Raw genomic sequence first — 14,100 nt, 5'->3', positions numbered from 1 at the left:
TATGCAACAAACGGATCAGGTCGTGCTCTGACTGAAGAGCCGGAATGCTTTTTCCGGTATGGTTTACAGTTGTTTTTGCAGTATTTTATTTTTTATTTGACGTGTTTGCAGGTGGTTGACGGGTTATGAATATCGGATTGCGTGAGTGGTTGGTGATTGTTGGTGTCCTGATTATCCTGGCGATAGTGGCTGACGGTTTCCGCCGTTATCTGGGCCGCAGCACACTCAAGTTCAAGCTCGACCGCAAGCTGATCAGCCAGTTTTCCGAAGAAACCGAAAACGCCGAGATTCTTGGCCCGGTGCGGGTTGCCCAGCCGAAAGAGCCGGTTCTGGGCGAGGAAGAGCCGCAGAACTATCCGGAACCTGAGGTTTTCGAGCCGATGGAGCCGGTATATTTTGATAATGAGCCGCTGGCGGACGACCCCGAACCCGTTGCACAGCCGGTAGCGGCCAGAGCGGAAAGCGTTGCGTCCGAGGCTGCAGCCGAAGCGGAAGAACAGGAAGTCACCGATATCTTCATCATTTATGTCGAATCGCTGTCATCCGGGGGCTTCCAGGGGCCCGACCTGCTGCAATCGGTACTGGAAAGCGGCATGCGCTTTGGCGACATGGATATTTTTCACCGCCACGAAAGCGCCTCCAGCAACAGTGACAAGCTGTTCTCGATGGCCAATGCCCTGAATCCGGGCACCTTCGACCTGGACAACCTGGAAGGCTTCAGCACCCGCTCACTGTGTTTCTTCATGAGCCTGCCGGGACCCAGACAGCCCAAACAGGCCTTCGAGCTGATGCTGACCGCAGCGCGCAAGCTGGCCAGTGAACTGGGCGGCGAGCTCAAGGATGATCACCGCAGTGACCTGACCGGGCAGACCATCGAGCATTATCGCCAGCGTGTGCTGGATTTCGAACGTCGCCAGCTGAGCCTCAAGTACTGAGGGACTCCCCTTTTGCTGCCAACGCGGATGTGTGAGCCGCGTCGCCGCGCGGCGGGCCTTGAGCGGCTCGCCTATGCCGGCCGGCTTTGCATCACGTATTGATAGACTGCATTCAGCCCGTTGCTGCGCGAGCCGGAGAGCTGGCGTGCCAGGCCCAACTGGCTGTACCAGTCTGCCAGATCGACCTCGCCCAGTTGTTCGGGGGTCAGACCGCTCAAGCGTATCCGCAACACTTCAAGCAGGCCCCTGAGCAGACGGGCATCGGTATCCAGCTGCAATTGCAGGCGGCCAGCCGGCCAGCCGGCCAGACACCAGACCGGGCTTTCACAGCCCCGGATCAGGCGCTGATCAGTGCGTTCATCCGGTGACAGCGCCGGCAGTTGCTGCCCGTATTCCAGCAGCAGGCGCGCGCGTTGTTCCCAGCCCCTGCAGGCGGCAAAGCGTTCCAGCAGGGCCTGTGCAGCCGGGCTTGGGGTTGTCATGCGAGAATCTCCAGGGCAGCGTCCAGTGCCTCGAAAAAGCGTTGCAGATCCTCTGCGTCGTTATACAGGCCCAGCGATACCCGTACCGCTCCGCCCAGCCTGAGGCTGTGCAGCAGCGGCATGGCGCAGTGCTGGCCGGCACGTACTGCAACGCCCTGTTCGCCCAGCAGCATGGCCAGATCGGCACTATGGACACCGGGAGCGTTGAAGCAGGCCAGGGCGGTATCCGGTTGGCCGACCAGCTGCATGTCACGGGCGTGCAGCCCGTCAATCAGCAAGCGATGCAGGGCTGCTTCATGCTGCCGGATGGCGTTGCTATCCAGCTTGTCGAGCCAGTCGAGCGTTGCAGCAAAGGCGATGGTGCCGGCAATGTTCGGCGTGCCGGCTTCCAGCCCGAGCGGCAACGGGCGGGCGCTGGCGCTGTGGTAATCGCAGTGTTCGATCATTTCGCCGCCCCATTGCCAGGGTTGCAGCAGCGCATGACGACGGGGATGGGCGTAAAGCAGGCCGATACCGTCCGGACCGTATAGTTTGTGGGCCGAACAGGCAAAGAAGTCGGCATCCAGTTGCTGCAGGTCGGGGCGCTGGTGCACGGCATATTGCGCACCATCCACCACACTGAGTACATCCAGCTCGCGGGCCCGTTGCAGCAGCGGAGCAAGGTCGTGCCGCCGGCCCAGCACGTTCGATAGCGGGCTGACCGCCAGCAGCCGGCTGCGCGGGCCGAGCATGTCCAGTCCTTTTTCGAGGTCCAGGGCTCCGGTTGTGTCCAGCGGCAGGATGCGCAGCGCCAGGTTCTGGCGCCGGGCCAGTTGCTGCCAGGGCAACAGGTTGGCGTGATGCTCGTGTGCGCCCACCAGAATTTCATCGCCCGGCTGAAATTGCCCGGCCAGTGCATGGGCGAGCAAGTTGATGCTTTCGGTGGTGCCTTTGGTCAGTACGATATGGCTGGCGCTGGCAGCATTGAGCCAGCGCGCAATGGTGCCACGGGCCTGTTCAAAGGCGGAAGTGGCACGCTCGCCGGGCCGGTGCTGGGCGCGGTGTACGTTGGCGACGCCGCTGGCGTACCACTGCTGCAGGGCTTCCAGCATGGCGCGGGGTTTTTGCGCGGTGGCGGCGCTGTCGAGCCAGGTCTGGCCGTCGACGGCCAGCTGCAACAAACCGGGAAACTCCTTGCGCCAGGGCGAGGCGGGTGAGTGCGCCGCCACGGGTTATTGGCCCAGTGCTTCTGCGTAACTGTCGGGCGTGAAGCCGACCAGCGTGCGCTCGCCAAGGTCCAGTACCGGGCGCTTGATCATGGAGGTGTGTTCCAGCATCAGGCGGATGGCTTTTTCCTGGTCCAGGTCCTGTTTATCGGCGTCATCCAGTTTGCGGAAGGTGGTGCCGCGCTTGTTGAGCAGGGTTTCCCAGCCGTGTTCGTTGCACCAGCGTTCCAGGGACGGGCGGTCGATCGCGGATTTCTTGTAGTCATGAAAGGCGAAGTCGTGGCCGTTTTCCTGTAGCCAGTTCTGGGCTTTTTTCATGGTGTCACAGGCTTTGATGCCGTAGAGGGTCAGGGTGGTCATGGTGTGCTCCTGCAGGTCCGGTGCTGCCCGTCAGAAGGACAGGGCCAGCACGATACGGTAGATGATCGAACTCATCATGCTGAGCACGCCGACCAGCATGACGACCGGTCCCCAGTGCTTGTTGCGCCAGGTGAAACCGAAAACAAGAATGATCATGCTGACAATGATCAGCAGGGTCATGATATTGAGCGGGTTGTTCATTACGGGTCCTTGTTGCGATGGGTAATCAGGTACGCGGGGTCAGGCCGGGTGACAGCTGGGCGGTCAGGGCTTCCTGCAGTTGCTGGCATTGCTGCGGATCGGACAGGGGCTGGCCGTTGCTGTCGGTGATGAAAAAGACGTCCTCGATGCGCTCGCCCTGGGTGATGATCTTGGCGTTGACCAGCGACAGGCCGAAGTCGATGAATACCTTGCCGATGCGGGCCAGCAGGCCGGGGCGGTCGGGGGCCATGACTTCGACGACGGTATAGGGGCGCTGCGCGTCGTTGTGGATATTGACCACCGGGGCAAAGGTGAAGTGCTTGAGCTGGCGCGGAATGTGGCGCTGGATGATGTCCGGGTAGTGTTCGGGGTTGCGCAGTGCCTCGCTGAGACGCTGCTGGATGGTCTGTATGCGCTTGGGGTCATTGCCGATACGTCCGCCATCGGCTTCCAGCACGATGTAGCTGTCGATGGTGAACTGCGAGCTGGAGGTGGTGATTTTCGCTTCGTACACGCTCAGGTTGAGCTGGGCCAGGGCGGCGGTGGTGGCGGCGAAGAAATCCTGACGGTTGGGCGCATAGGTGAAGATCTGGGTACCGCCGGCAAAACCGCGCTGGTTGGATTCGCGTACCAGTACCAGCGGGTCGCTGCTGTTGCCGTGTTCGAGCATGGCAGCGGTATGCCAGACGATATCGCCGGTACCGTGGCGCAGGAAGTAGTCGTCGCCCAGATTGGCCCAAAGGGCCTGCACCGCGCTGTTGCAGGCACCATCGCTGCACAGCCAGCTGAGGGCGGTGCTTTGCCGGGTTTCGATCAGTTCTTCGCGCTCCAGCGGGTTGGCCAGGCCACGGCGCAGGGCGCGGCGGGTTTCGCTGTACAGCTGACGCAGCAGCTGGGCGCGCCATGAGTTCCACAGTTTGGGGTTGGTGGCATTGATATCGGCGACGGTCAGGACATACAGGTAGTCCAGACGCATCTGGTCGCCGACCAGGGTGGCGAAGTTGTGGATCTCGTCCGGGTCGGACAGGTCCTTGCGCTGGGCGGTGGTCGACATGATCAGGTGGTTGCGTACCAGCCAGACCATCAGGCGGCGGTCCTCGGCGGGCAGCTGGTGGCGCACGGCAAAGGCGTGTGCGTCGTCCGCGCCCAGTTCGGAATGGTCACCGCCCCGGCCCTTGGCGATGTCGTGATACAGGCCGGCCATGTACAACACCTCGGGGCGCGGCAGGCGGGCGATGATGGCACCGGCCAGCGCGAATTTTTCGGCAAAGTCCGGGTGGCGCAGCTTGCGCAGGTGTTTGACCAGGTTCAGGGTGTGTGCGTCCACCGTATAGATGTGGAACAGGTCATGCTGCATCTGGCCGACGACGCGGCCGAACTCGGGCAGGTAGCGGCCGAGGATGCCGTAGCGGTTCATGCGGCGCAGGTTCATGTGTACGCCTTCGGCGCAGCTGAACAGCTCGACGAACAGGCGGGTGTTGTCCGGGTTCTGGCGGAAATCGTCGTCGATCAGGTGGCGGTGGTCACGCAGCAGACGGATGGTTTCCGAGCGCACGCCCTTCAGCTCCGGGTGCTGGGCCATCAGCACGAACACTTCAAGCATGGCCGAGGGCGTTCTGCTGAACACATAGGGGTGGATGTGTTCCAGATAGCCGTCACGGATGCGGAAACGCTCGTTGATGATCTGTGGCGGCTGGTGGCTGGCGTCACGCACGATCTGCTCTTCGAATACCTGGCGGATCAGGTCGCTGAGCTCGGCAATGCCCATGACCGTGCGGTAGTACTGCTGCATGAAGCCTTCGATGTTGCTTTTCACATCGTCGCTATCAAAGCCGAACAACCCGGCCACCTTGGCCTGGTATTCGAGCAGCAGGCGGTCCTCGCTGCGTCCGGCCAGCATGTGCAGGGCGTAGCGCACCCGCCACAGGAAGGCGCGGGAGCGGGCCAGCAGCTGGTATTCGCCGCCGGTCAGGAAGCCCGGAGCCTCAAGGCTGGCGAGTGTCTGCATGCCGAAGCGGCGACGGGCGATCCACATGATGGTTTGCAGGTCGCGCAGCCCGCCGGGCGAGCTTTTCACGTCCGGTTCCAGGTTGTATTCGGTGTCGTTGTAGCGCTCGTGGCGATCCCGCTGCTCGTCGCATTTGCCGAGGAAAAACTCGCGGCTGCTCCACATGTGCAACGGTCCGATGGCTTCGTTCATCTGCAGAAACAGCGGGCGGTTGCCCAGTACCAGCCGGCTTTCCAGCAGGTTGGTGATTACGCTGAGGTCGCTGGCGGCTTCTTCGCTGCACTGTTCCAGTGTGCGTACGCTATGGCCGATTTCCAGCCCCAGGTCCCAGAGGAATGTCAGGAACTGGCTGATGACTTCGACCAGCGCCGGGTTGGGTTCATGTTGTAGCAGGATCAGCAGGTCGATATCGGAGTGCGGATGCAGCTCGCCGCGCCCGTAGCCGCCGACCGCCACCAGGGCCGTGGGTGTGCTGTGGTTTTCCAGGCCGTAATGCATCCAGGCCTGCCCCAGCAGCTGGTCGATCAGGCTGGTACGGGCCTGTACCAGCCCGTTGATGTCGTGACCATCGAGAAAGCGCTGGTCGAGCACCAGGCGGGCATGTTCCAGCGCCTGCCGGAATAGCACGCGCGGCTGTTCATGGCCGCTCAGGTTTTGGTGAAAGGCGGCACTGTCAAACAGCTCCAGATCGGTGGTCACGCGCTGCTCCGCTTGTTCAGGGAGTGATGCGCGGGAAGCTTTCTTCCTCGCGCAGGGTGAAGATCTCGTAACCGTTGGCGGTCACCACCAGGGTGTGCTCCCACTGCGCGGACAGCTTGCGGTCCTTGGTGATGGCGGTCCAGCCGTCGCCCAGCACGCGGGTTTCCTTGCGGCCCAGGTTGATCATCGGCTCGATGGTGAAGCACATGCCTTCCTTCAGTTCCAGACCGGTGCCGGCCTTGCCGTAGTGCAATATCTGGGGTTCTTCATGGAATACGGTACCAATGCCGTGGCCACAGAACTCGCGAACTACCGAATAGCCGTTGCTTTCGGCATGCTGCTGGATAACGGCGCCGATATCACCCAGGCGGGTGCCGGGGCGGACAATCTCGATGCCCTTGTACATGCACTCCTGGGTGATCTGGCACAGGCGCTGCGCCCACTCGGGTGTCTCGCCGACCAGGAACATCTTGCTGGTATCGCCGTAGTAGCCGTCCTTGATCACGGTGATGTCGATATTGATGATGTCGCCATCCTTGAGCGGTTTGTCATTGGGAATGCCGTGGCACACCACGTGGTTGATCGAGGTGCAGATGGATTTCGGGAATCCGTTATAGTTGAGTGGCGCGGGAATCGCCTTCTGCACGTTGACGATATGGTTGTGGCACAGGGTATTCAGTTCGTCGGTGGTCACCCCGGCTTTGACATGCGGCCCGATCATCTCCAGAACTTCGGCGGCCAGACGGCCGGCAATACGCATTTTCTCGATGTCTTCCGGGGTTTTGATGGATACGCTCATGAACTGCCTCTGGGTGATGTTTGCAAATAACGCGATATCTTAGCATGAAAGTTTGCCACGAACCGTGCCTGTTCAGACTCCCCGTGCCAGCTGGCGCAGCAGGAAACGGTTGGGGTGGCAGGCTTCGGCCACCTGGCGCGGCAAGGGCAGCGGCTCGTTGCAGATCCAGCCGGCCAGCAGCTCGCCGCTTAGCGGTGCGGTGACCAGTCCGCGCGATCCATGAGCCAGATTGACATAGAGCCCGGGCAACCAGGGGCAGGGCGTGTCCGCTTGCAGGCGGGCGTTGTGTCGCAGGCCGGCATAGCGCGAAGTGAAGATTTCGGCATCGGCCAGCGGGCCAACCAGTGGCAGATAATCCGGTGTGCTGCAACGCTGGGCGGCATGTCCGGCCAGCGCTGCCTGCTGCAGCGCATCGCCGCCCATGGCCCGGTAAAGCTCAGGAGACAGCTGTTGCAGCCGCTGGATGTTGTCCAGTTGCTCCTGTCCGTTCAGCGCTGTGGACGGATTGTCAAAGACGAAGCTGGCACCAGTGCAGTGTTGGCCATTGTGCGCGGGCGCGACATAGCCGTCAGCACTGACCACACAGCGCAGTACCGAGCTGGCCGGGCTGGCGGGCAGCAGGCTGGTCTGGCCGCGAATGGCCTTGAGTGGCAGGTGTGCCGCTTGCGATAGCTGAGCGGCATCCGCTGCATTGGCCAGCACCACCACAGGTGCCTGCCAGTGGCGGCCATCAGTGGTGAGGACCTGCCAGTGTGGCTCCTCGAATTGCAGCTGCGCCACCGTAGTCGAGGTTTCCAGCGTTATCAGCGGGTGATCCAGCAGCCACCGGCACCAGTGGGCCGGGGAGATCCAGCCGGAGTCCGGGTAGAACAGTCCGCCGTGCTCCAGTCCGATGCCGGCGACTGTGGTTGCTTCCCGTGCATTCAGTGGTTGCAACAGATCGTTGGAAAAGGCTGCCACCAATTGTTGCTGGCGTTTGCTTTCTTGCGGGTTCCAGGCCAGCTGCAACAGGCCGCAGGCCTGCCAGTGATCGCTGTTCGGCCACTGTTGCAGCAAGCGGCGACTGAAACCGAAACCGGCCAGCACCAGCTGTGACAGCGGCGTGTGTGCTGCCGACAATTTGAGATAGAGCATGCCCTGGGCGTTGCCGGAAGCCCGGCCGGCTATCCGCGCTTCACGTTCCAGCACGGTGACCTGCCAGCCGCGATTGGCCAGACTGCGGGCGGTGGCACAGCCGGCCAGACCGGCACCGACCACAATGGCATGTTTTTTAGCGGACAAACGGCGGGACGGCCGGGCAAACCAGGGCGCTTGCCATTCTGCAAGGGGAGCGTTTTCCAGCTGGCCGCAGAGCATTTCCCGTTTGCGGCCAAAACCGGGAGTGCGCTGCATGGCAAAACCGGCCGCCTGCAGGCCGCGGCGCACAAAGCCGGCGCTGGTAAAAGTAGCCAGCGTAGCCTCTGGTGCCGACAGCCGGGCCAGTTGATTGAACAACGCATCGGTCCACATGTCAGGATTTTTCGCAGGTGCAAAACCGTCGAGAAACCAGGCATCGACCAGACCATCGAGCTGCACCAGTTGTTCGCAGGCCTCGCCGATCAGCAATGTCAGCTGGACCCGTCCGTTCGCCAGCAGCAGTGTCTGCATGCCGGGCTGGATCACCCGATAGGCTTGCAGCAGCTGCCGGCTGTAGTCTTCCAGTTCCGGCCAGAGTGCCAGTGCCTGCTGCAAGTCGGTTGGTTGCAGGGGGAACCTCTCGGCACTGATGAAGTGCAGCCGGGCATCTGATGGTGCCTGTCGTTCAAATAGCTGCCAGCAGCACAGAAAATTGAGCCCGGTGCCAAAACCGGTTTCACCCACCACCATGCAGTCATGCTCGCGCAGTGCGGTAAAGCGTTCGGCCAGCCGGTTGTGCTGCAGAAATACATAGCGGGTTTCCTCCAGCCCCGACTCGCGGGAGAAGTACACATCGTCATAGGCGCTGGACAGAGGCTGGCCCTGGTCGTCCCAGTGCAGTTGAGCGTGTTGGATGGGCATGGGGAATACTCGCACGAGGTAAAAAGGGGAGGACTATAGCGGTGTAGGGCTGGGTGGATACTGCGTGGTTCTAATACCTGAACGCAGCCGCCATCCTGTCTTGCCCGGCACGGTCGATTTCTGCCGAGGCAGCTTCTTTCTGCCAGTTTTTCACACTATCGCACACATCCTGAAAAATAATTTTTGCTTCTTGTTCGCTCAGCTGAAAATGCGCAATGACTTCCATGGCCAGGCCAAAGTCGAGGCTGTTGTCTGTGGCAGCCACTCAGAATTGTAGGCAAAACTGAAGTGTTCGCTATTGCGCATCCGGGTTGAGCGCAGGGTGCCAATGACGCACCCATGCTGCACACTGGCAGCATACACCGCCCGTTGGCCGCTTACGGGATGTACACGCAAGGTCAATCCACAGTTGGCATTTGTATATCAGATGATAGCTGCGAGCCAGGGTCGGTATGGTGGAGTATTTTGTGTGACGATTCAAACCGGGGTCTTTTCTGGCAGCGCTAATGAGTTAAAAACGCAGTGGATTATGCCGTGCTTGTCCGGCAGTATGCAGGTAGTCCACGAGAAGGAGCGTGCCCATGAAACATCTGATGAAACCCGTGGTATTGGCCGCAGCGGCCGTGATTTTTTCCGGCCCGGTCTGGGCTGGCGGTACAGCGGTGATAGGTACCGGCAATGCCGGCGAGCAGGCGACACTGGAATACGATGGCGACAAGATTCGCCTGGAGGCTCCGCAGCAGGGCGGCATGAACGGCTACCTGGTCATTGATGGCAACAAGGCCTATGCCGTCAGTCTGGACAACGGCCAGCCAGTGGTACTGGACATGGCCAGTATGGGCCGGATGATGGGAGCCATGGCCGGTGCTGCCGGTCAGCCGGCCATGCCGCTGGATGCGCTGGCTGGCGAGGTGCTGGAGCTTCGCCGGCAAGACCGGACCGAGACTGTTGCCGGCATCAGCGGGCAGCTGTATCAGGTGGAGCATGTCGATGACAAGGGTAACCGGCAGACGGACGAGGCGGTATTGAGCAGCGACCCCCGGGCGCTGGAGCTGACCCGGACCATGGTACACCTGTCACGGGTGCTGACCAGCGCACTGGGACAGCCGAACGATGCGCTGGACAAGTTTTCCCGTATGCTGCTTGACGACAATCTTGGCCTGTTGCGCATGGGCCAGGACATGCGACTGATCTCCCTGAACGGGCAGACGCCGGCGGCGGAGCGGTTTGTGTTGCCGGCCGCGCCGGGCGGCATGCCGGACTTTGGCGTGCTGCTGGAGCAGGCGGCAGAGCAGACACCACAAGCCATGGAAGCGCTGGGCGAGATGCTGAAAGCGCTGGAAGAGATGGGCGGCCGCTAGTGCATCTGCGGCAGGATTGCTGCGGGCATCCGCCAAGCGAATGCCCGCAACAGCCAGTCAGGCATCATAGGCCAGGTTGGGCATCAGCCAGCGTTCGGCTTCTTCCAGGCTGATGCCTTTGCGCGCGGCATAGCTTTCCACCTGGTCCTTCCCGATCTTGCCGACCGCGAAGTATTTGGCTTCCGGGTGGGCAAAATACCAGCCGCTGACGGCGGCGGTGGGGAACATCGCATAGTGTTCGGTGAGGAACACGCCGCAGCTGCCTTCCGGGTCGAGCAGCTGGAACAGCGGGCCCTTTTCGGTGTGATCCGGGCAGGCCGGATAACCGGGAGCAGGGCGGATGCCGCTGTACTTTTCCTGGATCAGGTCGTCGTTATCAAGTTGCTCGTCCTTGGCATAGGCCCAGTATTGGGTGCGTACCTGCTGGTGCAGCCATTCGGCGGTGGCCTCGGCCAGCCGGTCGGCCAGTGACTGGATCAGGATGGCGCTGTAATCGTCGCCCTCGGCCTTGTAGCGGTTGCACAGCTCTTCCACGCCGATGCCGGCGGTAACGATGAAGCCGCCGACATAGTCGGTCAGGCCGCTGTCTTTTGGTGCGACAAAGTCGGCCAGGCAGCGGTTGGCACCCTCGTCACGGATCTTGCTTTGCTGGCGCAGATGGTGCAGTCGCCGGAAGGGCTGGCCGTTCTCGTCGTACAGCTCCAGATCGTCATGATTGACCTGGTTGGCCGGCCAGAAGCCGAACAGGGCGCGGGCCTGGATCAGGTCTTCGCCGATCAGCTTGTCCAGCATTACCTGGGCTTCGTCAAACAGCGTTTGCGCCGCTTCGCCCACCACTTCGTCCTGGAAGATGCGCGGGTATTTGCCGACCAGGTTCCAGGCGATGAAAAAGGGTGTCCAGTCGATGTAGTTGCGGATTTCCTTCAGGTCGGCTTTTTCGATCAGGCGCGGGCCGGTAAAGGCCGGTACCGGCGGCTGATAGTCGCTCCAGTCCAGCTGCAAGCGGTTGTCGACGGCCTGCTGATAAGTCAGGTATTCGACGTTGCTCTTGCGGTTGGCCGTGCGCTCGCGGATCTTGGCGTATTCCTCGCGGGTCTTGCGAGCGAATTCGGGCTTGAGCTCCTGCGACAGCAGGGTGGTGGCGACACCGACCGAGCGCGAAGCGTCGGTGACGTAAATCACCGCGTCATTGGTGTAGTGCGGGTCGATCTTCACTGCGGTGTGCGCCTTGGACGTGGTGGCACCACCGATCATCAGTGGCAGCTGGAAGTTCTGGCGCTGCATTTCCTTGGCCACGTGGACCATCTCGTCCAGTGACGGGGTGATCAGGCCGGACAGGCCGATGATGTCGACTTTTTCGTCAATCGCCGTCTGCAGGATCTTGTCGGCTGGAACCATCACGCCGAGGTCGACAATGTCATAGCCGTTACAGCCCAGCACCACGGCAACGATGTTCTTGCCGATGTCGTGTACGTCGCCCTTGACCGTGGCGACCAGAATCTTGCCCTTGGCTTCCGGTTGGTCGCCTTTTTCCTCTTCGATGAAGGGAATCAGATGGTTGACCGCCTGCTTCATTACCCGCGCCGACTTGACCACCTGCGGCAGAAACATCTTGCCACTGCCGAACAGGTCGCCGACCACATTCATGCCGTCCATCAACGGGCCTTCAATCACGTGGATCGGGCGCTCGGCCTGCTGGCGGGCCTCTTCGGTGTCCTCGACGATATGGGTGGTGATGCCCTTGACCAGCGCATGCTCCAGCCGCTTGTTGACCGGCAGGCTGCGCCACTCCTCGTTTTCGACTTCCTTCTTGGCACCGTCGCCACGGTATTCCTCGGCGATTTCCAGCAGAGCCTCGGTGGCACCGGGGTGGCGGTTGAGGATGACGTCTTCCACCTTGTCACGCAGACGAGCCGGAATCTGGTCATAGATTTCCAGCTGGCCGGCGTTGACGATGCCCATGCTCAGGCCGTTCCTGATCGCGTAATACAGGAACACCGAGTGGATTGCTTCGCGCACCGGGTTGTTGCCGCGGAACGAGAAGGACACGTTGGACACGCCGCCCGAGGTCAGTGCATAGGGGAGGTTGTCACGAATCCAGGCCATGGATTCGATAAAGTCCACGGCATAGTTGTTGTGCTCCTCGATGCCGGTGGCGACGGCAAAGATGTTGGCATCGAAGATGATGTCTTCCGGCGGGAAGCCGACCTGGTTGACCAGGATGTCGTAGGAGCGGGCGCAGATTTCGTTCTTGCGTGCTGCGGTATCGGCCTGGCCCTGTTCGTCAAAGGCCATGACGATGATGGCGGCACCATAGCGGCGGCACAGTTTGGCGTGCTCGATGAACTGCTCCACACCTTCCTTCATCGAGATCGAGTTGACGATGCCCTTGCCCTGGATGCACTTGAGGCCGGCCTCGATGATGTCCCACTTGGAGGAGTCGATCATGATCGGCACGCGGGAAATGTCGGGTTCGCCGGCGATCAGGTTGAGGAAGGTGACCATCGCCGCCTTGGAGTCGAGCATGCCCTCGTCCATGTTGATGTCGATCACCTGGGCGCCGGCTTCCACCTGCTGCAGCGCCACTTCCAGCGCTTCGGTGTAGTTTTCCTCGCGGATCAGCCGGGCAAAGCGGGCCGAACCGGTGATGTTGGTGCGCTCGCCAACGTTGACGAACAGCGAGTTGCGGTCAATGGTGAACGGCTCCAGCCCCGACAGGCGGCAGGCCTTGGGGATGTCGGGAATTTCCCGGCGGGGGTATTTGGCGATCACTTCGGCAATGGCGGCAATATGCTGCGGCGTGGTACCGCAGCAGCCGCCAACAATGTTCAAGAAGCCCGAGGCGGCAAAGTCCTCGATCAGCGCGGCGGTTTCGGCGGCGCTTTCGTCATATTCGCCAAAGGCGTTGGGCAGGCCGGCGTTGGGGTGGGCAGAGACATAGGTGTCGGCCTTTTCCGACAGCTCCTGCAGATAGGGGCGCAGCTGCTTGGCACCCAGGGCACAGTTCAGGCCCACCGACAGCGGTTTGCAGTGACGGATCGAGTTCCAGAAGGCCTCGGTGGTCTGCCCGGACAGCGTGCGACCGGAGGCATCGGTAATGGTGCCCGAGATCATGATCGGCAGGGTTACGCCCAGCTCCTCGAACACGCCTTCCACGGCGAAAATCGCTGCCTTGGCGTTAAGGGTGTCGAAGATGGTCTCGATCATGATGATATCGGCACCGCCCTCGATCAGCCCGCGGGTGGCGGTGCTGTAGTTGTCGACCAGAATGTCGAAGGTGACGTTGCGGTAGCCGGGGTTGTTGACGTCCGGCGACAGCGAGCAGGTGCGGCTGGTCGGGCCGAGCACGCCGGCGACATAGCGCGGACGGTCGGGGGTTTCCAGCGTCTTGGCATCACAGACTTCGCGGGCCAGGCGCGCGCCTTCGAAGTTCAGCTCGTAGGCCAGTTCTTCCATGCCATAGTCGGCCTGGGAAATGGCGGTGGAGTTGAAGGTGTTGGTCTCGATGATGTCGGCACCGGCATCCAGATAGGCTTTTTCGATTTTCTGGATCAGCTGCGGCTGGGTCAGGATCAGCAGGTCGTTGTTGCCGCGTACATCGCGGTGCCAGTCGGCAAAGCGCTCGCCACGAAAGGCTTCTTCGCTCAGTTTCTCGGCCTGGATCATGGTGCCCATGGCACCATCAAGCAGTAAAATGCGGGACTTGAGCGCTTCGTGAAGTTGGGACAAGCGGGAGCTGCGATCGGACATTGAGCACACCTGGAGAGTCGGAATAAAGTCAAACGGCAGATGATAGCAAAAACGCACTTGACTTGACATGGAGAGGGTGCGCGTAGATTGATACTGTCAAAAAGTCATTTTTTATGCGAATATGCCAAGTGTTTGACGGTCGGGTTATTTCGATGATGTCGTTTTGCCACCTTGATCGCAGAAATGTAATGGTGATTTTGCTAGAATTGGCTGCAAGTGTTGTGCGGTTGCCCTATGGATCATGCTTCAGGCAGCCGGGACTG

11 protein-coding genes are annotated in these 14,100 nt (G+C 61.2%); 2 read left to right on the top strand and 9 right to left on the bottom strand.

The genetic code is table 11. The annotated features are described in order from the left end of the window. Nucleotides 1-125: 125 nt before the first annotated feature. The gene (gene zipA, locus AR306_RS09660) at nt 126-935 is read left to right on the top strand and encodes a cell division protein ZipA (protein WP_101497375.1); all 810 of its coding nucleotides are present in this window, start codon (nt 126-128) and stop codon (nt 933-935) included. 71 nt (nt 936-1,006) lie between these two features. Here zipA and AR306_RS09655 read toward each other — a convergent pair whose 3' ends face one another. From AR306_RS09655 to AR306_RS09625, 8 genes are all read right to left on the bottom strand, one after another. Then, the gene (locus AR306_RS09655; RefSeq protein ID WP_101497374.1) at nt 1,007-1,417 is read right to left on the bottom strand and encodes a SufE family protein; all 411 of its coding nucleotides are present in this window, start codon (nt 1,415-1,417) and stop codon (nt 1,007-1,009) included. Next, entirely contained in the window at nt 1,414-2,625 is a 1,212-nt protein-coding gene (locus AR306_RS09650; RefSeq protein WP_101497373.1) for an aminotransferase class V-fold PLP-dependent enzyme, read from the bottom strand. Before AR306_RS09650 ends, AR306_RS09655 begins: the two co-directional genes overlap by 4 nt. Before the next feature lie 3 nt (nt 2,626-2,628). Next, a complete protein-coding gene (locus tag AR306_RS09645; protein ID WP_101497372.1) occupies nt 2,629-2,982 on the bottom strand; it encodes an arsenate reductase in 354 nt (117 codons plus the stop codon). 30 nt (nt 2,983-3,012) lie between these two features. Continuing rightward, a complete protein-coding gene (locus AR306_RS13405) occupies nt 3,013-3,183 on the bottom strand; it encodes a hypothetical protein (RefSeq protein WP_166627827.1) in 171 nt (56 codons plus the stop codon). Between the two features lie 25 nt (nt 3,184-3,208). Further along, nucleotides 3,209-5,890 carry a [protein-PII] uridylyltransferase gene (locus tag AR306_RS09640; RefSeq protein ID WP_101497371.1) on the bottom strand — a complete coding sequence of 894 codons (2,682 nt, stop codon included), beginning with the start codon at nt 5,888-5,890 and terminating at the stop codon, nt 3,209-3,211. A gap of 16 nt (nt 5,891-5,906) precedes the next feature. After that, on the bottom strand, nt 5,907-6,689 hold the full coding sequence (gene map, locus AR306_RS09635) for a type I methionyl aminopeptidase (RefSeq protein WP_101497370.1): 783 nt from the start codon (nt 6,687-6,689) through the stop codon (nt 5,907-5,909). Nucleotides 6,690-6,761: 72 nt separating this feature from the next. Further along, nucleotides 6,762-8,726 (bottom strand): bifunctional tRNA (5-methylaminomethyl-2-thiouridine)(34)-methyltransferase MnmD/FAD-dependent 5-carboxymethylaminomethyl-2-thiouridine(34) oxidoreductase MnmC, encoded by a 1,965-nt coding sequence (gene mnmC / locus AR306_RS09630; protein ID WP_101497369.1) that lies wholly within the window; start codon nt 8,724-8,726, stop codon nt 6,762-6,764. 70 nt (nt 8,727-8,796) lie between these two features. After that, nucleotides 8,797-8,991, bottom strand: coding sequence for a hypothetical protein (locus AR306_RS09625; RefSeq protein ID WP_101497368.1), 195 nt, complete (start codon nt 8,989-8,991; stop codon nt 8,797-8,799). Between the two features lie 316 nt (nt 8,992-9,307). On the opposite strand from AR306_RS09625, the gene AR306_RS09620 reads away from it, so the two are divergent. After that, nucleotides 9,308-10,087 (top strand): hypothetical protein, encoded by a 780-nt coding sequence (locus tag AR306_RS09620; RefSeq protein WP_101497367.1) that lies wholly within the window; start codon nt 9,308-9,310, stop codon nt 10,085-10,087. A 57-nt stretch (nt 10,088-10,144) separates the two neighbouring features. On the opposite strand, the gene metH is transcribed toward AR306_RS09620, so the two are convergent. Further along, nucleotides 10,145-13,837, bottom strand: a complete 3,693-nt coding sequence (gene metH, locus AR306_RS09615; RefSeq protein ID WP_101497366.1) for a methionine synthase — start codon at nt 13,835-13,837, stop codon at nt 10,145-10,147. Between the last annotated feature and the right edge of the window lie 263 nt (nt 13,838-14,100).

Origin of the sequence: Thiopseudomonas denitrificans (genome assembly GCF_002866065.1) — a bacterium.
GTDB lineage: Bacteria > Pseudomonadota > Gammaproteobacteria > Pseudomonadales > Pseudomonadaceae > Thiopseudomonas > Thiopseudomonas denitrificans.
The sequence above is the reverse complement of the archived record's forward strand: the minus strand, read 5'-3'. Positions and strand labels throughout refer to the sequence as shown.

Coding starts and splice junctions, on each gene's coding strand:
- mnmC (WP_101497369.1), bottom strand. CDS start 8,726: ATGCCCATCCAACACGCTCAACTGCACTGGGACGACCAGGGCCAGCCT.
- AR306_RS13405 (WP_166627827.1), bottom strand. CDS start 3,183: ATGAACAACCCGCTCAATATCATGACCCTGCTGATCATTGTCAGCATG.
- map (WP_101497370.1), bottom strand. CDS start 6,689: ATGAGCGTATCCATCAAAACCCCGGAAGACATCGAGAAAATGCGTATT.
- metH (WP_101497366.1), bottom strand. CDS start 13,837: ATGTCCGATCGCAGCTCCCGCTTGTCCCAACTTCACGAAGCGCTCAAG.
- AR306_RS09655 (WP_101497374.1), bottom strand. CDS start 1,417: ATGACAACCCCAAGCCCGGCTGCACAGGCCCTGCTGGAACGCTTTGCC.
- AR306_RS09620 (WP_101497367.1), top strand. CDS start 9,308: ATGAAACATCTGATGAAACCCGTGGTATTGGCCGCAGCGGCCGTGATT.
- zipA (WP_101497375.1), top strand. CDS start 126: ATGAATATCGGATTGCGTGAGTGGTTGGTGATTGTTGGTGTCCTGATT.
- AR306_RS09645 (WP_101497372.1), bottom strand. CDS start 2,982: ATGACCACCCTGACCCTCTACGGCATCAAAGCCTGTGACACCATGAAA.